Origin of the sequence: Paraburkholderia sp. GAS82 (assembly GCF_050436285.1) — a bacterium.
Classification (GTDB): domain Bacteria; phylum Pseudomonadota; class Gammaproteobacteria; order Burkholderiales; family Burkholderiaceae; genus Paraburkholderia; species Paraburkholderia phenazinium_B.
On sequence record NZ_JBNDLX010000004.1, the window covers coordinates 304003 to 327006 of the forward strand.

The window sequence follows — 23004 nt, forward strand, 5'->3', positions numbered from 1 at the left end:
CCGCGTCGCCGCTGGCAACGATGACGACAACGTGCAGTCCGAGTTGCCTGTTGCGAACGGCGCGGGACTGCCCTGACCAGGCGCCACGGCGTTCTCCTTTCGCGCGCTATTGGCTTGTTGCCGACCTGTAACCTCGGGAAAGTTAGATGATCAAACCGTCAGGTGTGTGAATTCATTCGCTGTGCTACGTTGTCACACACGACATTCAGAGTCCCTCCATGTACCAGGCCACGACAAAGTGTTACTACCGCGGCTACGTGATTTATTGCGCAATCACTCGAGGAAAGTTCGGCGGTTATCTGGCGGCGGTTTCCATTGATCGGGGAGACATCAGAAACCCGTCCTCGATCAGTTACGCGCCTCGCCATGTACTGTTTCAGAACGAGAATGAAGCGACCTATTTCGTGCTTCATTGGGCCGAACGTCGAATCGATAACCTGAGCGCAAGCGACCTTTATCAGTTAGGTAACCGAACAAAATCATCTGTTTCGCAAAGGAAGTAGAATTATCGGTCGCCGGACTTCGACCCATCTGCTTCCTTCTGCGAGAACACAATGAACGTCACGATCGCGTACATAGAAGAACCTCCGTTCGGCTGGACCGATTCGGCGCAAGCTGCGACCGGCGCGGACATTGAACTCGCGGAAGCGGTTCTCACGGCGATCGGGGTCACGCATATCGACTACCACCTGACGACCTTCAACGAACTGCTACCCGGCGTCGAGGCGGGTCGCTGGGATATGAATGTCCCGCTCTTCGTTACACCTGAGCGTGCCGCGCACGTCGCCTTCAGCTTGCCGGTCTGGGGGATCGGCGACGGATTTCTGGTCCGGGCGGGCAATCCGAAATCCCTCGATAGCTATGCCTCTGTGGCGGCAATGGATGATGCGCGCCTTGGGATCATCGCCGGACAGGTGCAACACGAGTCGGCGAGAGCGTCCGGCGTGCGAGAAGACCAATTCGTTATCTTCGACGAGCAGCCTGAGGCGATCGACGCGCTGCGCTCGGGTGTGATCGATGCGTACGCGAGTACCGCGTTAGGGAACCGCATTTTGTCGGCCCGCATTGGCGGCGGGGAATTCGAGGCCGTGGCACACGTCCCCGCTGATGGCGACGGACAACGCTCTCCGGTCGGCGCGTTTTCCTTCAACAAGGGCAATGATCGGCTGCGCGACGCGGTCAACGAACAACTTCGCTCATACTTGGGCTCCGCCGATCATCGGACCCGTATGGCGAAATACGGTCTGACGGACAAGGAGATTGACCCGGCACTTGCCCTCACGCGTATCAACTAAAGAACCGGTTGGACCGGTGCGGCAACGCCGCGGACATAGCGTGACCATAAACCGGCCGCTACCCCGTATACCTCACCGGCAGCGCCGTCGAATACTTGATCTGCTCCATCGCAAAGCTCGAGCTCACGTCATACAACGGCACAGCGCCAATCAACAGCTTGTAAACCCGGTCGTAATCGTCGATATCCGACACCACCACCCGCAGCAGATAGTCGGTCTCGCCACTCATCCGGTACACCTCGACCACCTCGGGAATCGCCTGCACGGCGCGCGTAAATGTGGCGGCCCATTCTTCCGTGTGCTGGTTGGTCCGCACCGCGACGAACACCGTCGTGCCCACCCCAAGCTTGCGCGCGTCGCATAGCGCGACCTGGGCACGGATCACACCCGCTTCCTTGAGCCGCTGAAGCCGCTTCCAGCACGGCGTCTGCGACAGGTTCACGCGCTGCGCCAGTTCGGCGATCGGCATGGTCGCGTCGACCTGGAGCAACTCGAGCAGCTTGCGATCGATGATATCCATTCCCATACACACCCCCATCTAGAAAATTATTCTACTTTTTCGATTTCAAGGGGAATTATATGAAAACTCTTTCTCCGCGCAAACCGGTATAAATATCCCGATCCGATAACCGAATTCAAGCGCCTGAACAGCCCTTATGAACCACGAGACCTACCTGTCGCCCGTCGACCACTCCCCGCGAACGCTGGAACGCCTGTGCAACGCGCTCGACGCCGCCTTCGCGCAATCCGCCGACGCTGCCGACCCGTCGCAACGCGCGGCTTTTGCACTCAGCATCCGCACGGCGCTTGCCGAGGCCGCGGCAGATCCGGCGCTGCTCGCGCCGGCTCAGCGTGAGGGATCTGCCGAGTCGTACCGGCGTCATCTGCTGGCGGCGGATCCGCACGGCCGTTATGCCATCGCCGCACTGGTCTGGATGCCCGGGCAGGCAAGCCCCGTTCATGCCCATCGGACGTGGTGCGGTTATGCCGTGCTGGACGGCACCTTGTCGGAGACGGTGTACGAGTGGAACGAGTCACAGCAGCGAGCCAGCGAAACCCGCTCGCATCCGCGCGCGAGCGGTGCCGTGTCGTTTGTGCGGGCCGGATACAGTGGCATCCATCGGCTGGGCAATGCTAGCGACGCACCCGCCGTCTCGCTGCATATCTACGGGGTCGAAGGATCCCAGATCGGCACCCACGTGAACGACCTGCTCGAGGCCGGCGATCGCGCACTACCCGTGGTGGAACCCGCGGTCGCCTGAGACGGCCCTAAGCCCCTCAGAGCACTCCGCCCTCCCTAAGACGTCAAACGCACGTCTAACTTTTCCCCGCATCACCCGCGGTGGGAATCTGAGGTGCAACCGGCGCAGTGCCGGTTGACGGCGGCGCCGGCCGTGGTTCGTGAGAGACGTCCCTCGCCCCTGCCACCGCCAGCTCCGCTGGACGTCCGCCCTGCCCGCCGTGCGCCGCATGAGCATGCTCCGTAGTTTGAACATGCGCGGGTGCTTCATCCTCCGGCAACGGCTGCCCTTCGCTATCCTTCGACGACGTGAAAATCCGCATCTGCGGCACTGGAATCTCGATACCGGCTTCATCCATCTTGCGCTTCAGCCGCAGGTTAAAAGCGCGTGCCACACTCCATTGCTGCAGCGGTCGCGTCTTGATCTGCCCTTTCACGACCATCCAGTTCGGGTCGAACCGGTCGAGCCCCCACACCTCGATCGGGCCGAGCATCTCACGCCGGTAACGAAAATCGGACATCAGGTCGGCACCCACTTCGCGAATCAGTTGGGTGACCTGATCGACGTCGGCCGAAAAACCCATCCGCACTTCGAACACCGCGTAGGCAAAATCGCGTGAGAGGTTCTTCACGATCTTGATCTGCGAGAATGGAATGGCATGGATTGCGCCCTGCCCGTCGCGCAACCGCACGGTGCGAATCGACAGATGCTCGACCGTACCCGCATGGCCGCCGTCGACATCGATCCAGTCGCCCACCGAGATGGTGTCCTCGATGATGATGAAGAGGCCCGTGATCAGGTCGGTCACGAGCGACTGCGCGCCGAAGCCGATTGCCAGACCGATCACGCCCGCGCCGGCGAGCAGCGGCGTCACGTTGATGCCGAGATTCGCTGCGGTGACAATGCCGGCGATCGTGACGATGGTCACGAACAGCGCATTGCGCACCAGCGGCAGCATGGTGCGGGCACGCGTGCTCGCGTTGCGCGATTTGTTGCGCGGACCGCTCGGACTGAGCGCTTCGGTAATCGCCGTATCGATCAGAATCCACAGCAGCCAAGCAATAAACAGCGTGGCGAAAATCGCCATGACGGCGTGCGCGATACCCCGCGCCGCGACGTTTTCCTCGATCACACTGGCGAGCGACACGCCCCACAGCCGCGCCGCCAGTTCCAGAAACGCCAGCCAGATGAACAGCGTCACCAGCGTGCCCGCGAAGCGCAGCAGTCTCCTCAGATAAGGCGAGCGGCGATGCCTGCGAATATTGCGCGGCCGCGTTGCGCGCAACACGATGGCGGACATGAAGAACGCCAGCACCAGAAACAGCGCCGTCACCACCGATATCTGCAGGACGTTCTCGTTCGAACCGGAGCCACCGATCGTCGCAACCACCGACGCACTTGCCAGCACCAGCACGGGCACATGCCAAAGCGAGGCGAGCACGTCGAACGCATCCGTCGCGGCCTTGTGATCATGCCGCGGCTCGTAAGCCCGATTGCGGATCAGGTGCGCCACCGGCCGGCGAAACGCCAGCGCGAAATACCCGGTCAGCACGGCGGCCGTCATGTTCGCCACGGTCGATACCAGCTCGGACAGATTCGATCCGAGCTGATGGGACACGTCGTAGTTCACCGCGGCATCGCCCAGTGCGCCGCACACGCCGATCACAAACAGCAGACGGCGCGCATGCTCGATCAGCACGCGCACGGCGACACGCCGGTGGCCCGAGCCGAACAGCGAAAACATGATGAGGCAGATCGCAGAAAATATCGCGCCTGCGACGATGCCGTAGGCCACCACCATCCCCAGCGTGCGGCCGAGTGCGTCAGGCATGGCGCGCGCAAACACGAGCGCGGCCAGGAAGGCCACGATCCACGGACCAACCCGCCGCAGTGCGAAAACCAGCAGTTCGCCCGCGGACGGATTCGGCTTGAGCGTGGCATCCACGCCATAGCGCGTATGCAAGCGGCGCTGCAGATAGATCAGGACCCAGGCGCAGGCACCCCATCCCGCCAGCATCGCCACCATGTCCAAAAGGATCTTGCCGAGACTCTGCGGCCCCTGGCTCGAGACGATTGTGTAGAGCTCGTTACCGGCCGCGTTGAAGCGCCCAGCCCAATAGCGCAATGGCGTACGGCCCTGATGCACGCCGGATTCGAACGAAGCGATCCCCGAGGCGATCGCACCCAGCAAACCCGGACTCGGTTGAGCGGGCGCGGCCGGCGCGACATTGCGAGTGACGTCCCGCAGCTTCTTCAACTGGGTGACGAGTGCGGTGCGCTGACGATCGTTGTCGAGCGTCGAGATCACGCTGTCGAGCGAATGGGCCAGTTCGGCCTGGCTCGCAGGCGACGGTGCAGAGGCGGCTTCAGCGGCCGATGCCGCCGAAGCCGGATTGGCGGTCGCGCTATTGATGAGACTCTGCAAAGCCGGGATCACCGGCCCCGCAGCGGCCTGCGCGGCAGCAGGGGTCCACGCGAAACACGCAAAGCACGCCAGCACGCTGACCCACAGGCCGACCGGCCACGCGGCCAGCCACGCGCGCGCTGTCCGCACGGCACCGCGGGGGAAAGGGTCGGAATCCAGACGACGAAAAAAATAAGAGGCAGTGCGAAATGCCCGTTGCCCGCCGGTAGACGGCGCAGCCCCGGACTCACACCACTGTTGGCATGACTTCATGGCAATCCGTGACAAAACGGGAGACGCCAAGTGTAGCCCTAGTTGCCGCGGGAACGGATTTGCATGCGTAACGGAATGTTAGAACGCTTGCGCTGCGCTCAATACGCCGCCGTCGCGATCTTGCGGATGAAGCGCGCCGATTACACGACGCTCCGCGTCATTTGTCCATTTGCTTTTGCGCGTCGCTGCTGTCGGTGTCGCTCGATGCAGCGGAGGCCGACGAAGCCGCCGTCGTCTGATCCGACCATTGTTGCAGCTTGCGTCCCGCGCTTTGCAGGCCGGCGCCCGTCAACGATGCCGCCTGGTTGAGCTCGGCGCTCGCCGAACTGGCCGCGCCCTGCAGATTGGCCTGCGCACCCGAGGCAAGAGCCGACGGATCGACGGTGATAGTCGGTGCCGAGGCCGACTCGATGTTCTGTTTCGCCGTATCGACCTGCTGACCGACGTAGCTCGCAGCCTGGTTAATCGCCTGGCCGGCTTGCTGCGTGGCGTCATCCATCTTGCCGGCAAGCTGCCCTGCCGAAGCGTTATTTTTCTGGCACGCAGCCAGCACGCCCAGCAGGAGCAAGGCGGCAGCAGTGCGGCGCACAACAGATCGGCGAGTGAAGAGTGTCATTGTGGGATTTGAACCGCGGTAAGCGGCTTCTGCATACGGAAACGGGCCCATGATACGCCCTCACGCGGATTGCCCCGCACCTCGGGCACCTGAAAGCCGGTACGCGCGAAGCGGCGCGCGCGGCAAGCGTACGCGCAGGCGCGCGTTGCACCGCCCGTCGCTGTACTGTCAAACACGTTGGAGTAGACTCGCTGAACGTTCGATGTGTTCCGCAGTTCAACTGGAGGCATACGATGGCAGCAAAGAAGATTCTGTTCCTGACAGGCGATTTCGCCGAGGATTACGAAACAATGGTGCCGTTTCAGGCATTGCAGGCCGTAGGCCACGTGGTCGACGCGGTATGCCCCGGCAAGTCGGCAGGCGATCGCATCAAGACGGCGATTCACGACTTCGAAGGCGACCAGACCTACACCGAAAAGCCTGGCCATCAGTTCACGTTGAACGCGACCTTCGACGATGTCGATCCCGGCCAATACGATGCACTGGCGATCGCGGGTGGCCGTGCGCCGGAATATCTGCGCCTGAACCAGAAGGTGATCGACATCGTGCGTCAGTTCGCAGAACAGCGTAAGCCGATCGCCGCGATCTGCCACGCGGCCCAGCTGCTGGCCGCCGCCGACGTCATTCGCGGCAAGCGGATTTCCGCCTATCCGGCCTGCGCGCCCGAAGTGAAGCTTGCCGGCGGCGACTACGCCGACATTCCAGTCGACGCGGCGATCACCGACGGCAACTTCGTCACCGCGCCCGCATGGCCGGCGCATCCCGAATGGCTGAGACAATTTCTAGTGGTGCTCGGCACACGCATCGAGCTATAAGACCGCTTTGCACGTCGGGGGGACAATCGCGCCGCCTCGACGTATCCGCCCTCCTCCTCCGGCATCCCTGCCAAAGCATTCAGATACTTCCCACAGCACCAGACTCTCGTATTGGATACGCCAATGCGTTTGAGACTAGTCCGATAGTTCGCAACGAATGGCTTTCCTATAGTCGACGGTTGACTTTGGAGCCCCTTTCGATGGAACTGACCGACTGGATCGTCATTCTCGCAGTCGCCCTCTTTGCGATTGCCTTCTACTGCCGCCGCGCACCCGCGCGCTGGTCGCTCGAGAACCGGGCACGCCGCTTCACCGCGACACGCCTGCTCGTGCAAGCCGCGCTGTCATTGTGGGCTGCGGTGCTGATTCTGGTGCGCGGCCTGTTCGCACTGGATGGCCTGCTGGGCATGCGCCCGGCACCCCACACGATTATCGTGGGCGCACTCGTGCTGATCGCGTTTGGCTGTTACTGGTCGATTCGCGGCAGCAAGCTACTGAAGCCGCGCCGCATCTTCACCGCATACTGAGTCCCGACGCGACGGCCGTCAGCAACTCAGGCTCTTCGCGCGGCGCACGCAACTCCGCTTCCGGCAACGAAAGATAGAAAGTCGTGCCGACCCCTTCGGTCGACTCCGCCCATACGCGGCCCCCATGCCGCTCGACCACCCGGCGCACTAGCGCCAGTCCAATCCCCTCGCCGGTCGCGACGTTGCCGTGCAAGCGCTGAAAAGCGTTGAACAGGCGCGGTATCGCGACGGCCGGAATGCCAAGTCCGTTGTCTCTCACATAGAAAATGCGCAACGAATGCACGCCGGGCGGCGATGGCGTCGTACCGATTTCGACACGTCCTTCACGCGCCGGATCGAGGTAGTTGATCGCGTTACCCACCAGATTCGCGAACACCTGCTCAAGCGCGGTCGGATCGCCCCACACCGACGGCAGATCATGAACCACCACGCGCGCGCGCTTCGACCTGATCGACACCTGCATCGCGTCGATCACCCGCTGCACGATATCGCGCACCCGCACCTGCTGACGGCGGTACTCCACCCGTCCAACGCGCGAGAGCCGCAACAGCGCGTCGATGATATGCGAGGCCCGCAGCACCGCGGTTTGCAGGTAATGCAAAGCCTCACCGATGTCTTCGTCCACCAGCCGTTCGATATGCTGCCGCCGCTCAGGCGTGAGCGACGACTGCCGCACCGCGGCGCGCAGATCGTCGCACGCATGAATCAGTTCTTTCGAGAAGCCCTGGAGGTTGACGAGCGGCGCGCGCAGATCGTGCGACACGCTGTAGATGAACATCTCGTTTTCCTGGGTCTGCTGACGCAGCGTCTCGTTGATGGCCGCCAGTTCATTGGCGCGGCGCGCGAGGTCGGACTGGAAGCGCGCCTGGATGCGCTCCGCCTCGAGCAGGCGGCGGCTGGTTTCGTGCAACGTCTGATCGAGCCGGGCGACCTCGTCGGAGCCGGAGTCGACCGGCGCCAGCGGCTCGTTGCTGGCCAGCCGGCCCGCGTTGTCCGACAGCAGCGCGAGGCGCCCGCGCACGCCGCGCGTAAAGAGCCACACAGCTAGCGCGACAAACAGCAGCGAACCGAGCACGGCAACCAGTACCAGCACCTGCTGCCGTTCACGCGTCGCTTCGGCCTCCGTAGAGCGCTGCACATCGAGCAGACGCTCTTCGTTCTGGAATGCCGCGACCTGGGCGCGGAAGCGATCGAGCACGTCGGTACTCGCCAGCTCGCTGAAACGCTCGACGACGTCACGCCGGCGCCCCGAGCGCAACAGGTCCTGAACCCGGTCCGACCACTGCCGGTAAGCCTGCACCGATTGGCGGATTTGCTCCGTGCGCTCGACCTGGGCCGGATTGTCGGCGACCAGATCGTTCAACTGGTCGATGCGCCTGTCGATATCCATCCAAAGCGCCACGGGCGTCGTAACGTCGACGCTGTTGCTGAGAACAGCCCCGCGCAGCCGCACCGACTCGAGCAACACCGGCTCCAGAATCGCCGAGGTCTGGCGCAGGACGTCCTCGCTATGGGCCGCCCAGCGCTCTTCCTGGGTGGTGTCCACCTGTGCCTTCACCAGCGCCGAGAGCAGCGCAAGCTCGAACACGGCCGGAATCGCGATCAGCAACAGCCCTTTGGTTGTCAGTCTCATGCGTACGCGCAGTAGTTCGAGAGCCCGGCAGGCCGCGCTGGGGACGGTACATTATGTCGGCGTTTTGCGTAGTTGACAAAGGCCGTCAATACGACGAGCCACCAGGCAGCGTGGGGAGACCCGAAAGACGCGCGGGGCGTGACAAATCCATGCAAGTGGCATGAACGACCCGGCGGAACCCGACGCCCCCACCTGTCCCCACATGAGCGCGGCAATGATAAAATTGCGCGCTGGAGATGGCATTCTCCCTTAACCGCCCACGTGGGGCTGATGATGCCTGTTTGCCCGGATGTCTGCGGACGCAGCCGCGTCTGCGCTCATTCCGGTTTTGTCGACATTCCGACTTTGCCAGGCGTCTTCCATGTATTGGTCCATTTTGGCTGTGGGTATCGGCGGTGCATTGGGTTCGTTGTTCCGCTGGTTCCTCGGTATCCGTCTGAACGCGGTATTTCCCCTTCTCCCTCTCGGCACCCTTGCCGCTAATGTGATTGCCGGATACGTGATCGGCGTGGCCGTGGCCTTCTTCGGCCGCTGGCCGGGGCTGGCGCCCGAGTGGCGCCTGTTCGTGATCACCGGATTGATGGGCGGCCTGTCCACCTTCTCCACCTTCTCCGCCGAGGTGGTGCAGCGCATGCAGGAGGGACGCTTCGGCTGGGCCGCCAGCGAGATCGCCATCCACGTCGCAGCTTCTCTGCTAATGACGATTCTCGGAATCGCAACGGTATCGCTCGTGTCACGCTAGGCCGTACTGGGTCAACGCAAGCACGGTCAAGCCTCCCCACCGCAATCGCGCGGTGAAAGGCATTGCGCATAACACCTCTTGCATACTGCAGAGCCGCGTCTCGAAGGGACGTCTACGGCCGCGTCTGGGCACACGCCAATCCTTACTGCGTGGACGAAAAAAAAAGGCGCCACGTTGCCGTGGCGCCTTAAAAAGTTCTAGCCATTCCGAGGGCCGTGCTAGAACCTGAGAGAGGGGACTCGAAAGTGCCACCGGCTGACGCCAGGCAGGTGTTCCATGCCGGAACGCCTTGCGGGCGCGGGCGTTGCTGTCACAGCAGCGCGGCCCAACCGTAGTGCGCAAGCCATGCGCGCGCCTTCCTTTCGAAATGAGATTCCATTTTTTACGGTTATGCTGACTAAGTCAAGCAAAATCTTACTGATCGGCAATCTGTCAAGTGTGTCCTTCTATTACAATGAATTATCGGATGAAATGGGGTCAGCGTGCATCGTTATGGTGCAGGTTCGGTGCTGCCGCCCATGGTTCGGCAAGGCAGTACAAGTTCGCAAATTGAAATGATGTTTCATAAAAATGAGATGACGCACGAATCCAAGCCCCCACGCGGTACCGAGACCGCCAAAGAGAAAGATGGCTCAGGAGACGAAGTTACCGCACTTGCCCGCGGCCTCACTGTGCTGCGTTGCATCGCGGCCGCGGACGCGCCGCTCAGCAACCGTGAACTGACCGAACTCACCGGTATTCCCAAGCCAACCGTTTCGCGCATCACTGCGACGCTTGTCAGCGCGGGTTTTCTGTTTCGCCTGCAGGACAGCGAACGCTTCGTCCTCACCTCTTCCGTACTGGAGCTAAGCAACGGCTTTCTGCGCAACTTCGATATTCGCGCCCGCTCGCGGCCGTTCCTGATCGAACTCGCCGAGCGCACGTCGTTGTCCGTGCATCTGGCGGTGCGCGACCGGCTCGACATGGTCGTCATCGACGCCATCAAACCGCGTTCCGCGGTGCTGGTGTCGCGCCTCGAGGTCGGCTCGCGGATGAACCTGAGCCGCACCGCCGTGGGCCGCGCCTATCTCGCCGTGCTGACGGAACCCGAGCGCGAGAAACTGCTGCTGGGACTGCAGGCTGCCGAGGGCGACGACTGGGGGCATATTAGCAATCGCCTCCAGCAGGCGCTGCAGGAAACGGCGGCTCACGGTTTCGCGATTGCAACCGGTGAATGGCACGACGGATTGAATGCCATCGCAGCCGGCTTCATCGGCCCATCGGGCGAGCGTTACGCGGTCAATTGCGGTGGCTCTGCCCACCAGTGTCCGCGCGACTGGCTGATGACGCGCGCCGCCCCGCTGCTACTCGAATGCATTGCCAGAATTGCCCTCGAGATTGGCGGCACGCCAGGACGACGCCTCGATACCTGACGCGCTCCCGGGACCATCGTCCTGACGCCCCACCGGCGCGCTGCAGACCCGTATCACATGCAGCGGCCCGAGGGGTGTAACGCACGTAACCAATCGAAAAATACACCACTAGACGGTAGCGAAGCCAGGGACGTAGGATCATGCTTTCGCGAAGCTTGCTGCGTGCGACCCGCGGCATCCAGACAAGGAGCAACGAGTTCGATACGGCAGGTTTCACCGCCCGCCTGACGATCGCATATCAGTCACGTGTCGATCTCGCAACGGTCCCAATCACGGTCACGTAACGGCTTTGCATCAAGATCCTTTTCCCGCGTTTCGCGTCGTCCCGCGCAGAACCTCTGCGTTGTATTTCGCACGCCTGCCTAACTCCACGCCAGCCACCTGATCGAATCGATGGACGAACAACAAAAGCATCCGGAAACTTCACGCACACCCGCCCCGCATCAACAGCCGTCTGGCGCGACCAGCCAGTCGGGAAGTCGTGGCAAACGGCATCGGGGACGCACGATCGGCCTGATCGTCGCCGCGCTCGTCGTCGTGGGCATCGTGGTGTGGCGCTGGCATCCGTGGGGCGGCGCCCCGGCCGGCGGTGCGAGCGCGCAAAGCGAAGGGGGCGGCCGTCACGGCCGTGGTGGTGCTGGCGCGTTCGCCAACCAGCCGCAACCGGTGCACGTGGCAACGGCGACGCAAGGCGACATGCCTGTGGTGCTGACCGCGCTCGGCACGGTCACGCCGCTCGCTACCGTGACCGTACAGACCCAGTTGAGCGGTACGCTGCAAACGGTGGCGTTCCAGGAAGGCCAGATGGTCAAGAAGGACGACCTGCTCGCGCAGATCGACCCGCGTCCCTATCAGATCTCGCTTGAAAACGCCCAGGGCGCGCTGGCGCGCGACCAGGCGCTGCTGCAGACCGCGCGCCTCGACCTGAAACGCTATCAGACACTGCTTGCGCAGGATTCGATCGCAAGCCAGCAGGTCGACACGCAGGCGTCGCTGGTGCAGCAATACATCGGCACCGTCAAGTCGGATCAGGCCAACATCGACACCTACAAGCTCGACCTGATCTACGCGCGCATCACGGCGCCCGTGTCGGGTCGCGTGGGTCTGCGCCAGGTCGACCCGGGCAACTACGTCACGCCCAACCTGACCAACGGCCTTGTCGTGATCACGCAACTGCAGCCGATCAGCGTGATCTTCACCGTCTCCGAAGACAGCCTGCCGCAAATCATGAAGCAGGTGCAAGCGGGCGCCAAGCTGTCGGTGACAGCCTACGACCGCAGCAACACCACATCGCTCGCAACCGGTGCGCTGGAAACGCTCGACAACCAGATCGACACCACCACCGGCACGCTCAAACTGCGCGCCATGTTCAACAACCCGGACAACCTGCTGTTCCCCAACCAGTTCGTCAACGCACGCCTGCTGGTGAATACGATTCACGACGCCGTGATCGTGCCGACTTCTGCTGTGCTGAACGGTTCGATGGGCCAGTTCGTCTACGTCGTGCAGCCCGACAATACGGTGACGGTGCGCCAGGTCAAGACCGGCCCGGTCGACGGTGAACGCACCAGCATTGCCTCCGGCCTGCAGGCCGGCGAGCGCATCGTGATCGACGGCTCCGACCGCCTCAAGGAAGGCGCGAAGATCACCATTCCGGCCGACCGTCCGCTCGGCGCCTCCGGTGGACGCGGCGCCTCGGGCGCACATGGTGCGTCGGCCCCATGGGGTGCTTCTGGCGCGCACCAGCATCATCACAGACACGCGGCGCAAGCTTCGGAATAAAGGCTGACTGAACCCGCATGAATCCATCCCGCGCCTTTATTCTGCGCCCGGTCGGCACCGCCCTTCTGATGGCGGCGATCATGCTGGTCGGGCTCGTCGCGCTGCACTTCCTGCCGCTCTCGGCGTTGCCGGAAGTCGACTATCCGACCATCCAGGTGCAGACCTTCTATCCGGGCGCGAGTCCGGATGTGATGACATCCTCGGTCACGGCGCCGCTCGAGCGGCAGTTCGGACAGATGCCGTCGTTGAATCAGATGTCGTCGCAAAGCTCGGCGGGTTCGTCGATCATCACGCTGCAGTTCAGCCTCGACCTGCCGCTCGATATCGCCGAGCAGGAGGTTCAGGCCGCCATCAACGCAGCGGGCAACCTGCTGCCGTCCGACCTGCCCGCGCCGCCGATCTACGCCAAGGTCAACCCGGCCGACGCGCCGATCATCACGCTCGCGCTCACTTCGCCCACCATGCCCTTGACGCAGGTGCAGGACCTGGCCGACACGCGTCTTGCACAGAAGATCTCGCAGGTGGCGGGCGTAGGTCTCGTAAGCCTGTCAGGCGGCCAGCGCCCTGCTGTACGGATTCAGGCCAATCCGCGCGCGCTGGCTGCGTATGGCCTGAATCTGGACGATCTGCGCACCACCATTTCGAACCTGAACGTCAATACGCCGAAGGGCAATTTCGACGGTCCGACGCGCGCCTACACGATCAACGCTAACGACCAGCTGACTGATGCCGACGCCTACAAGAGCGCGGTGATCGCCTACAAGAACGGCCGGCCGGTGATGCTGACGGATGTCGCCAGCATCGTGCAGGGCGCGGAAAACACCAAGCTCGGCGCGTGGGTGGACTCGACGCCGGCCATCATCCTGAACGTGCAGCGCCAGCCGGGCGCGAACGTGATCCAGGTGGTCGACAGCATCAAGGCGCTGCTGCCTCAGTTGCAGGAGTCGTTGCCGGCTGCACTCAACGTGCGGATCGTCACTGACCGGACCACCACGATCCGCGCCTCGGTGCGCGACGTGCAGTTCGAACTGCTGATGTCGGTGGTGCTGGTGGTGCTGGTGATGTATCTGTTCCTCGCCAATGTCTACGCGACCATCATCCCGAGCCTGTCCGTGCCGCTCTCGCTGATCGGCACGCTGGCGGTGATGTATTTGTGCGGCTTCTCGCTCGACAACCTCTCGCTGATGGCGCTCACCATCGCGACCGGCTTCGTGGTCGACGACGCCATCGTGATGATCGAGAACATTGCGCGCTACGTCGAAGAAGGCGAGACGGCGCTCGAAGCAGCGCTCAAGGGCTCGAAGCAGATCGGCTTCACGATCATTTCGCTGACGGTGTCGCTGATCGCCGTGCTGATTCCGCTGCTGTTCATGGGGGACGTGGTGGGACGTCTGTTCCACGAGTTCGCCATCACGCTGGCCGTGACCATCGTGATCTCGGCGGTCGTATCGCTCACGCTCGTGCCGATGATGTGCGCGAAGCTGCTGCGTCACACGCCGCCGAAGGAAGCGCACCGCTTCGAAACCAAAGCGCACGCCTTTATCGATTACATCATCGCGCGCTATGCCGTCGCGCTGACGTGGGTGCTGAACCGCGAGGGCGCCACGCTGTTTGTAGCCGTGCTCACGCTGGTGCTGACGGCCGTGCTGTACGTCTTTATCCCGAAAGGCTTCTTCCCGGTTCAGGACACCGGCGTGATCCAGGCGATTACCCAGGCGCCGCAGTCGGTCTCATACGAATCGATGGCGCAACGCCAGCAGGAGCTGGCCGCGCAGATCCTGAAGAATCCGGATGTGGAGAGCCTGACCTCGTTCATCGGCGTGGACGGCAACAACATCACGCTGAACAGCGGCCGCATGCTGATCAACCTGAAGCCGCGCGACGACCGCAGTCACACCGCGAGCGACGTGATCCGGCAACTGCAAAGGGACGTCGCGCACATTCCCGGCGCGTCGCTGTTCATGCAGCCGGTGCAGGACCTGACGATCGATGCGACGGTCAGCCCCACGCAGTATCAGTTCATGCTGACCGATCCGAACATCAACGAGTTTACGAGCTGGGTGCCCAAGCTGGTCGAGCGTCTGAAGCAGGCGCCGGAACTCGCGGACGTCGCCACTGACCTGCAGGCGAACGGTGAATCGGTCTTTGTGCAGATCGACCGCGCCACTGCCTCGCGCTACGGCATTACACCGGCCACCGTCGACAACGCGTTATACGACGCGTTCGGCCAGCGCATCGTCTCGACGATCTTCACGCAGTCGAACCAGTACCGCGTGATTCTCGAGGCGGAGCCTAAGGTCCAGCACTACGCCGATTCGCTGAACGCGATCTACCTGCCCTCCTCCACGTCGACGACCGGCCAGGTGCAGTTATCGTCCATCGCGAAGTTCATCGAGCAGCCTGCGCCGTTGCTCGTCACCCACCTGAGCCAATTCCCGGCCACCACCGTGTCGTTCAACCTCGCGCCGGGTGCGTCGCTAGGTGGGGCCGTCAAGGCGATCAATCAGGCAGAGAAGGACGTGGGCCTGCCGGCCTCGTTCCAGACCCGCTTCCAGGGCGCGGCGCTGGCGTTTCAGGCGTCGCTCGCGAACGAGCTGTTCCTGATCCTCGCGGCAATCGTCACGATGTATATCGTGCTGGGCGTGCTGTACGAGAGCTTCATCCATCCGATCACGATTCTTTCGACGCTGCCGTCGGCCGGCGTCGGTGCATTGCTGGCGCTGTTGATCACCGGACATGACCTCGACATCATCGGCATCATCGGCATTGTGCTGCTGATCGGTATCGTGAAGAAGAACGCCATCATGATGATCGACTTCGCGCTCGAAGCGGAACGCGAACAGGGCAAGCCGCCGCGCGAGGCGATCTACCAGGCCTGTCTGCTACGTTTCCGCCCGATCCTGATGACGACCATGGCGGCACTGCTCGGTGCCCTGCCGCTGATGCTCGGCACCGGCGCGGGTTCGGAACTGCGCCGTCCGCTCGGGATTGCGATTGCCGGCGGCCTGATCGTGAGCCAGTTGCTGACGCTGTTCACGACACCAGTGATCTACCTCGGATTCGACTCGCTGGCGCGACGCGTACGGGCCCGTTTCCACCATGACGATCCCGGTCACAACGCACCGCCGCCCGCCACGGATGCGGGGAACTGAGCGATGAATCTGTCGCGTCCGTTCATTGCCCGACCCGTCGCCACGACGCTGCTGGCGGTCGGCATCGCGCTCGCCGGGGCATTCGCCTTTACGAAGCTGCCAGTCGCGCCCCTGCCGCAAGTGGACTTCCCGACCATCTCGGTGCAGGCCTCACTGCCGGGCGCGAGTCCCGAAACGGTGGCGACCAGTGTGGCGAGCCCGCTCGAGCGGCATCTGGGCTCGATTGCCGACGTCACCGAGATGACTTCGCAGAGCTCGGTGGGCTCGTCGCGGATTACGCTGCAGTTCGGCCTGAACCGCGACATCGACGGCGCCGCGCGCGACGTGCAGGCCGCCATCAACGCCGCGCGCGCCGATTTGCCAGCGAGCCTGCGCAGCAATCCGACGTACCACAAGGTCAACCCGTCAGACGCGCCGATCCTGATTCTCGCGCTGACGTCCAATACGCTGACAGCCGGTCAGCTATACGACTCCGCCGCCACGGTGCTGCAGCAATCGCTCTCGCAGGTGGATGGGATCGGCGAAGTGGATGTGAGCGGATCGGCCAATCCGGCGGTGCGCGTCGAACTGGAACCGCAGATGCTGTTCCACTACGGCATCGGCCTCGAAGACGTGCGCGCGGCACTTGCCGCGGCGAATGCGAACAGCCCAAAAGGTTCGATCGAGTTCGGCGCGACCCACGTCCAGCTCTACACCAACGACCAGGCGAGCAAAGCCACGCAATACAAGGACCTGATCATTGCCTATCGCAACGGTTCGGCCGTGCACCTCTCGGATGTCTCGGAGGTGGTGGACTCAGTGGAGGACCTGCGCAACCTGGGCCTGTACAACGGCAAGCGCTCGGTGCTGGTGCTGTTGTATCGCCAACCGGGCGCGAACATCATCGACACCGTGGACCGCGTCAAGGAAATGCTGCCGCAACTGAAGGCGTCGCTCCCCGCCGATGTCGACGTATTCCCGACGGTCGACCGCTCCACCACGATCCGCGCCTCGCTGAAGGATACCGAACACACCTTGATGATTGCGGTGGCGCTGGTCGTGATGGTGGTGTTCCTGTTCCTGCGCAACTGGCGCGCAACGCTGATTCCGAGCGTCGCGGTGCCGATCTCGATCATTGGCACGTTCGCCGCGATGTACCTGATGGGTTTTTCGATCGACAACCTGTCGCTGATGGCGTTGACCATCGCGACCGGCTTCGTGGTCGACGATGCAATCGTGGTGCTCGAGAACATCTCAAGGCATATCGAGGACGGCGTGCCGCGCATGAAGGCCGCGTTCCTGGGCGCACGCGAAGTCGGCTTCACGGTGGTGTCGATCAGCATCTCGCTGGTCGCCGTGTTCCTGCCGATCCTGCTGATGGGCGGCATTGTTGGGCGGCTGTTCCGCGAATTTGCGCTGACGCTGTCACTGGCGATCGGCGTCTCGCTGCTGGTCTCGCTGACGCTCACGCCGATGATGTGCTCCCGCCTGCTCAACGAGCCGCACGAACGAGAAGAAGAAGGACGCTTCGCGCGCTGGCTCGAACGCGGCTTCGCGGCGATGCAGCGTGGTTACGAGCGCACGCTCGGCTGGTCGCTGCGGCATCCGCTGCTGATCCTGCTGGTGCTGATCGCGACGATCGGGATCAACATCTGGCTCTACGTGATCATCCCGAAAGGCTTTTTTCCGCAGCAGGACACGGGCCGCCTCGTCGGCGGCATCCAGGCCGACCAGTCGACGTCCTTCCAGGCGATGAAAGGCAAGTTTTCCGAGATGATGAAGATCGTCGGTCAAAACCCTGCGGTGGACGGGGTAGTCGGCTTCACCGGCGGACGCCAGACCAATTCCGGCTTCATGTACGTGCAGTTGAAGGAAAAGCCAGGACGCCGCCTGTCGGCGGACCAGGTGATCGCACAACTGCGCGGGCCGCTCTCCAACGTAGCGGGTGTGCGCACCTTCCTGCAGGCCGTGCAGGACATCCGCGTGGGCGGCCGGCAATCGAACGCGCAATACCAGTTCACGTTACTGGCCGATTCCACGACCGACCTCTATACGTGGGGCCCGAAATTGACAGAAGCGCTGCAGGCACGGCCCGAACTGGCGGACGTGAATTCCGACCAGCAGCAAGGCGGCCTGGAATCGATGGTGACGATCGACCGCGCGAGTGCCGCGCGCCTGAACATCGAGCCGGCGCAAATCGACAACACGCTGTACGACGCATTCGGGCAGCGCCAGGTGTCGACGATTTACAACCCGTTGAACCAGTACCACGTGGTGATGGAAGTCGCGCCGAAATACTGGCAAAGCCCGGACATGCTGAACCAGATTTACATCAGCACGTCCGGGGGCAGCGCGAGCGGCACGCAGAGCACCAACGCGACGGTGGGCACGGTAACGGCGACGGTGGCAAACACCAGCAGCACGAGCAGCACTAGCGCCTCGAGCGGCGGCACGGGTGGCACGACCTCCTCAAGCGCAGCGGCGATTGCATCGGACTCGGCGCGCAACCTGGCGATCAATTCGCTGGCGGCGAGCGGCAAGTCGAGTGCGTCATCGGGGTCGGCGGTATCGACGTCGAAGGAGACGATGATTCCGTTGTCGGCGATTGCGAGCTTCGGACCGGGGAACACGCCGCTATCGGTGAATCACCAGAGCCAGTTCGTGGCCTCGACGATCTCGTTTAACTTGCCGCCAGGCAAGTCCTTGTCGGATGCAACGAAAGCGATTTACGACACGATGGGCGAGATTGGCATGCCGGGGACGATCCACGGCAGCTTCCAGGGGACGGCGCAGGCGTTTCAGCAGTCGTTATCAGATATGCCGTTGCTGATTCTGGCTGCGCTGGCAGCGGTGTATATCGTGCTGGGGATTTTGTACGAGAGCTATATCCATCCGTTGACGATTCTGTCGACGTTGCCTTCGGCGGGCGTGGGGGCATTGCTGGCGTTGATGCTGTTTCAGACGGAGTTCAGCATCATTGCGTTGATTGGGGTGATTCTGCTGATCGGGATCGTGAAGAAGAACGCGATCATGATGATCGATTTTGCGATTGAAGCCTCGCGGCAGGGGTTATCGTCTTATGACGCGATTCACCAGGCGTGTCTGTTGAGGTTTCGACCGATCATGATGACGACTTGTGCTGCGCTGCTTGGGGCGTTGCCGTTGGCGTTCGGGAATGGGGATGGGGCTGAGCTTCGGGCGCCTCTTGGCATTGCCATTGTTGGCGGGTTGATTGTTAGTCAGGTGCTTACGCTTTATACCACTCCGGTTGTTTATCTTTATATGGATCGGATTCGGGTTAGGTGGGAAGGGAGGGGGCGGCGGGGCCGGCGTGGGCGGCCGGCGGCACAGGTATAGGTTTGGGGTTTTTGCCTGCGCGGCGCTTGTCACAGTTCTTTTGGCGTTGGCCTTTCTTTGATGTCCCGGTGGTCTGTTTTTGCCTGCGGCGCCTTGGTTTGGCGGTTGCTCTTGCGATGTTGGCCTTTCCTTGCATTCTTATCGGTCTATTAGCTTCGCCCCTGTGCGGGGCGGCACTTACTTTCTTTGCCGCCGCAAAGAAAGTAAGCAAAGAAAGCGGGCTTCAAACCGCTAGCTCGTAGGTGTCCACCACTCATCTTGATAACGGAGTGGTCCGCGCACGAAATCTGCCCTCGCACCACACCAGTTAGTGACAAAGGACTCATTCATCCCGCCCGCCCACTACGTGCGCGGCGGATGGGTCTGTCGGCGAAAAACCCACCTGCCAGGGGTCGGGGCAGTCGCGACTGCTTAGCGACACAAAGAAGCATCTCAGATCTGAGGGCCGCACTGGTGCTACTCCATTTCGCGAAAGCCTGCGTCTGTTACACGGGGCAAGAACGATAGACACGACTCCAGCAAAGGAGTGCCTCCAAAAACGTTCGAATTCCTACATAACGTGCAGAAGGCGTTATGCCCGACGGCGGGGCGCGCAGCGCAACGCTGGAACGGATGACTGCCTTGTCACTACCGCTCAAGGCGCGAGGGCACTTCGCGTGCGCGGACCACTCCGTGTTCACACAAGTGGTGGACACCTACGAGCTAGCGGTTGGAAGCCCGCTTTCTTTGCTTACTTTCTTTGCGGCGGCAAAGAAAGTAAGTGCCGCCCCGCACAGGGGCATCGCTAATAGACCGATAACAAAGCAAGGAAAGGCCAAAGCAGCAAGAACAACGACAAGCGCCGCGCAGGCAAAAAAAATCAAAGCCTCTGCTCAACAGCCAACCCAAAAACCCTCTTCCACTGCTTAGCCTGCCGCTCATCCCGCATGGGCAACTTCCAGACAGGACACTTAGCATCCCGAACCTTAAGCGCAAGCTGAAATCCCTGCCCAGCAGCCTCAACATCAGCCCCCAGAAGATCGGCAAAAATATAATCCCCCTGAGCGCCATGCAAATCCACCCTGCACAACCGCTTTCCGGCCGCGAGCCGGACCCCACCCCATTCAGCCTTCAATTCATGCGTCCAATCGCCGTCATGAATATTCGGGGCGACCTCGCGCCGGCGCCGCAGCCAATAAACCACCGCCGCAGCCACCAGAGCAGCAACCACCGCAGCAACCCCAATCGCTACGGCCAGCCCACAATGCGCCAGCACCGCATCGAACGACCACACCGCGCCATAAATCAGCGCGGCCAGTACCGCCAGACCCACAACAATAGGCATCTCGGATCACCCCGCTAACCAGACCGGCTATCAGCGTAGCACGGCATTGTCCGCGGGATCATCAGCCGTCACTCACTGCGACTTATGCGTCGCCGCCCACTGCTTCACTGCCTCCAGCGTGTTCTCGACATGCTTGTCCGGCGACAGGCTCGTGTATTCGTAAATGATCTTGCCGTCCGGCGCAATCACGTACGACACCCGGTTCGCCATCGAGTTGTGCATCGGCAGCCCCGCGTCGTACGCGCCAATCACCTTCGCGTCCGCATCGGCCGCCACCGGGAATTTGCTGCGGCATTCGCTGACCGAAAATTTCGTCAACGTGTCGATGTTGTCGTGCGAAACGCCAATCACCGTCGCGCCATATTTCTTGTACTCGTCAACAGCATCCGCAAACTCATGCGCCTCGATCGTGCAACCCTTCGTGAAAGCCGCCGGGTAAAAGTACAGCACCACCGGCCCCTTCTTCAACTCGTCAGCCAGGTTGTAGGTGTAAGTCTTGCCTCCCAGCGACGCCTGGGTCGTGAAATCCGGCGCGGCCTCGCCCGGCTTGAGCGTCGCCGACGCAGTCAGCGAATACAGCCCAAACGTTGCCGACAATACCGTTGCCAGTAATACCGGCATGAACTTTCGTTTCATCTCGAGCCCCTCCAGGCGTTGACGCACGTGGTCCGTGCGATGAATGAAGCCACGTCCTGCGTCGCGCCGTCGGGCGCGTCAAGCCATGACTCAGCCACTATTGGATCACGTCCCGGGAAACCACGCTGAAAGACCCCGCAAGGCGCCGGCCGCCCTCTACTCCAGGCCCGCATGCGCGCCGAACCACGCCGCCGCGGACAGGTTCAGTTCCGCCAGCACCTCCGGCGTCAAGGCCGCAAACGCCTCGGGCACGTCGGGTCCGGCGGCGGTCAATGCGCCGTCGGCGCGCAGGTCTGCGCCCTGGTCTGCGGCCTCGGCGATGCCCAGCAGTGCACCGAGCGCCCCGCTATGCTCGACGATCGCGTCGCGAATCAGCGGCGCCAGGCCAAGTTTGTCGAGCGTCTCGGCAGGCGTCGTGCCCAACACCACGTGCACCAGCGAAAAGATTCCCGTCATGAACGCGGCGTCTGCGAATTCCTCGTCCGACGGACGCAGCCAGCGCGCCGCCAGTTCCATGAAGCGCGAACGCGTGCCGGCCAGTTGCACCAGCGGATCGGAGCGCCACGGCAGATCGCCGCCGTCGGCGTACAGCAGCAGTTGCGCCCAGCGGGCAATCTGCCGCGTGCCGGTCGCGATGATCGCCTCGCGCAACGAAGCGATATTGCGTCCAAGCCCAAACGCGCTCGAATTGACGAGGCGCAGCAACTGCACCACGACGTTCGGGTTGCGCTTGAGTTCGGCCTCGAGCTCGATAATGCCGGCGTCGCGTGCAAGCAACGCCAGCAGGCGCAACAGCGCCGGGCGAGACGAACGGTTGCGCGGCGCGGTCAGCACCTGCGGGCGGGCGAAGAAATATCCCTGGAACAGATGGAAGCCGAGGTCGCGGGCAAGCGCGAAGTCTTCGCGCGTTTCGACCTTCTCGGCAAGCAGCGTCTTCCCTTGCGCCAGCACGGCCCTGGCCAGTTTGGGCAGCGCCGCCCGGGGCGTGAGCAGAAAGTCGATCTTGACGATGTCGGTATACGGAAGCACGGCGAGCAAGCCTTCCGACAGCTCGCTCACGTCGTCGAGCGCCACCTGAAAGCCGGCGTTGCGCAGTTCGGCAAGGCGGCGCACCAGCTGGGCGTCGATGGCGACGGTCTCGAGAATTTCGAGCACGAAACGCTCTGGCGACATCAGGTGAACGATGTCGTCGAATAACAGGTCGCGGCCGATGTTGACGAAGCCGCGATGATGTCCGAGCACCGCCGATACCCCGATTCCGCCAATCGTGCGCGCGACGACCTGCGCGGTCGCCTGCGCGTCGTCGCTGACTTCGGCATAATTGTGCGCGCCGGCCCGGAACAGCAGCTCGTAAGCGTAGAGCGCGCCATCGCGATCGAGAATCGGCTGGCGGCCCAGATAGACAAAGGGCGCGTCGGCCGCTGCCTCGGCCCCCTGGGCGGACTGTGCAGGCACCTCGACTTGCCCGGGCTTGGCCCCGGCAGGAAACGGTTCAGACATGGCTCATCGGTGCATGGGTTCGAAAACGCTGCGCAGTGGGGCCACTCCCGCGTCCGCTGCGAGCATGGGGCGTAACTCTAGATAACGGACGGTAAGCCGCTTCACTTTAACTGAATCCGCACCGGGCCGCCAAGGCGGCCGGCGGTGAATCGGCGTTGCAGCATTACCATCGCTTGTCTCGAGCGACGCACCGGTCGCCATCATCAATATTTACAGCAACCGCTAAAGATTTTCGCGTGGGGGTCGTTATCTCGTTCTGATGGGCGGCTTCATGCCTCTCGACCACCCGCGCTGAACCGGCGGGACCGAGCCGGGC

The 23004-nt window shown here is 62.6% G+C and carries 18 protein-coding genes and 1 riboswitch; of the genes, 11 read left to right on the forward strand and 7 right to left on the reverse strand.

Going from position 1 to position 23004, the window contains the following annotated elements:
* The first annotated feature begins 554 nt into the window (after positions 1 to 554).
* Positions 555 to 1295 carry a transporter substrate-binding domain-containing protein gene (locus P3T17_RS14830; RefSeq protein ID WP_429407517.1) on the forward strand — a complete coding sequence of 247 codons (741 nt, stop codon included), beginning with the start codon at positions 555 to 557 and terminating at the stop codon, positions 1293 to 1295.
* Positions 1296 to 1353: 58 nt separating this feature from the next.
* Here P3T17_RS14830 and P3T17_RS14835 read toward each other — a convergent pair whose 3' ends face one another.
* Complete coding sequence (locus tag P3T17_RS14835; RefSeq protein ID WP_074265007.1) at positions 1354 to 1821, reverse strand: Lrp/AsnC family transcriptional regulator; 468 nt, start codon at positions 1819 to 1821, stop codon at positions 1354 to 1356.
* A 130-nt stretch (positions 1822 to 1951) separates the two neighbouring features.
* On the opposite strand from P3T17_RS14835, the gene P3T17_RS14840 reads away from it, so the two are divergent.
* Positions 1952 to 2557 (forward strand): cysteine dioxygenase, encoded by a 606-nt coding sequence (locus P3T17_RS14840; RefSeq protein ID WP_429407519.1) that lies wholly within the window; start codon positions 1952 to 1954, stop codon positions 2555 to 2557.
* Positions 2558 to 2612: 55 nt separating this feature from the next.
* Here the strand turns inward: P3T17_RS14840 and P3T17_RS14845 are convergent, their stop codons facing one another.
* A complete protein-coding gene (locus P3T17_RS14845; RefSeq protein WP_429407521.1) occupies positions 2613 to 5213 on the reverse strand; it encodes a mechanosensitive ion channel family protein in 2601 nt (866 codons plus the stop codon).
* A gap of 157 nt (positions 5214 to 5370) precedes the next feature.
* Positions 5371 to 5829: a hypothetical protein gene (locus P3T17_RS14850; RefSeq protein ID WP_429407523.1), complete on the reverse strand. Its 459-nt coding sequence runs from the start codon at positions 5827 to 5829 to the stop codon at positions 5371 to 5373.
* A gap of 233 nt (positions 5830 to 6062) precedes the next feature.
* Here P3T17_RS14850 and P3T17_RS14855 point away from each other — a divergent pair, with 233 nt between their 5' ends.
* Both P3T17_RS14855 and P3T17_RS14860 read left to right on the forward strand, forming a co-directional pair.
* On the forward strand, positions 6063 to 6644 hold the full coding sequence (locus tag P3T17_RS14855; protein ID WP_429287526.1) for a DJ-1/PfpI family protein: 582 nt from the start codon (positions 6063 to 6065) through the stop codon (positions 6642 to 6644).
* A 200-nt stretch (positions 6645 to 6844) separates the two neighbouring features.
* Positions 6845 to 7171, forward strand: a complete 327-nt coding sequence (locus tag P3T17_RS14860) for a hypothetical protein (RefSeq protein ID WP_074265011.1) — start codon at positions 6845 to 6847, stop codon at positions 7169 to 7171.
* Here the strand turns inward: P3T17_RS14860 and P3T17_RS14865 are convergent.
* The gene (locus tag P3T17_RS14865; RefSeq protein ID WP_429287525.1) at positions 7158 to 8804 is read right to left on the reverse strand and encodes a sensor histidine kinase; all 1647 of its coding nucleotides are present in this window, start codon (positions 8802 to 8804) and stop codon (positions 7158 to 7160) included. The two genes, P3T17_RS14860 and P3T17_RS14865, sit on opposite strands and share 14 nt — an antisense overlap.
* Before the next feature lie 223 nt (positions 8805 to 9027).
* A riboswitch (Fluoride riboswitch) is annotated at positions 9028 to 9091 on the forward strand.
* Between the two features lie 74 nt (positions 9092 to 9165).
* Between P3T17_RS14865 and crcB the strand changes: the two genes are divergently transcribed.
* The 7 genes from crcB to P3T17_RS14900 all read left to right on the forward strand — a co-directional run bounded on the left by crcB (position 9166) and on the right by P3T17_RS14900 (position 19228).
* A complete protein-coding gene (crcB, locus tag P3T17_RS14870) occupies positions 9166 to 9546 on the forward strand; it encodes a fluoride efflux transporter CrcB (RefSeq protein ID WP_074265013.1) in 381 nt (126 codons plus the stop codon).
* Positions 9547 to 9822: 276 nt separating this feature from the next.
* Entirely contained in the window at positions 9823 to 10104 is a 282-nt protein-coding gene (locus P3T17_RS14875) for a hypothetical protein (protein ID WP_429407525.1), read from the forward strand.
* A 17-nt stretch (positions 10105 to 10121) separates the two neighbouring features.
* Positions 10122 to 10958: an IclR family transcriptional regulator gene (locus P3T17_RS14880; RefSeq protein ID WP_429287524.1), complete on the forward strand. Its 837-nt coding sequence runs from the start codon at positions 10122 to 10124 to the stop codon at positions 10956 to 10958.
* Between the two features lie 140 nt (positions 10959 to 11098).
* The gene (locus P3T17_RS14885; protein ID WP_429407527.1) at positions 11099 to 11242 is read left to right on the forward strand and encodes a hypothetical protein; all 144 of its coding nucleotides are present in this window, start codon (positions 11099 to 11101) and stop codon (positions 11240 to 11242) included.
* Positions 11243 to 11351: 109 nt separating this feature from the next.
* Positions 11352 to 12740: an MdtA/MuxA family multidrug efflux RND transporter periplasmic adaptor subunit gene (locus P3T17_RS14890; protein WP_429407529.1), complete on the forward strand. Its 1389-nt coding sequence runs from the start codon at positions 11352 to 11354 to the stop codon at positions 12738 to 12740.
* A 17-nt stretch (positions 12741 to 12757) separates the two neighbouring features.
* Positions 12758 to 15892 carry an MdtB/MuxB family multidrug efflux RND transporter permease subunit gene (locus tag P3T17_RS14895; protein WP_429407531.1) on the forward strand — a complete coding sequence of 1045 codons (3135 nt, stop codon included), beginning with the start codon at positions 12758 to 12760 and terminating at the stop codon, positions 15890 to 15892.
* A 3-nt stretch (positions 15893 to 15895) separates the two neighbouring features.
* Positions 15896 to 19228, forward strand: a complete 3333-nt coding sequence (locus P3T17_RS14900) for an efflux RND transporter permease subunit (protein ID WP_074265016.1) — start codon at positions 15896 to 15898, stop codon at positions 19226 to 19228.
* Between the two features lie 859 nt (positions 19229 to 20087).
* Here P3T17_RS14900 and P3T17_RS14905 read toward each other — a convergent pair.
* The 3 genes from P3T17_RS14905 to P3T17_RS14915 all read right to left on the reverse strand — a co-directional run bounded on the left by P3T17_RS14905 (position 20088) and on the right by P3T17_RS14915 (position 22688).
* On the reverse strand, positions 20088 to 20552 hold the full coding sequence (locus P3T17_RS14905) for a hypothetical protein (RefSeq protein WP_429407533.1): 465 nt from the start codon (positions 20550 to 20552) through the stop codon (positions 20088 to 20090).
* A gap of 72 nt (positions 20553 to 20624) precedes the next feature.
* Positions 20625 to 21188: a peroxiredoxin gene (locus P3T17_RS14910; protein ID WP_074265018.1), complete on the reverse strand. Its 564-nt coding sequence runs from the start codon at positions 21186 to 21188 to the stop codon at positions 20625 to 20627.
* A gap of 156 nt (positions 21189 to 21344) precedes the next feature.
* A complete protein-coding gene (locus P3T17_RS14915) occupies positions 21345 to 22688 on the reverse strand; it encodes an EAL and HDOD domain-containing protein (protein WP_429407535.1) in 1344 nt (447 codons plus the stop codon).
* Between the last annotated feature and the right edge of the window lie 316 nt (positions 22689 to 23004).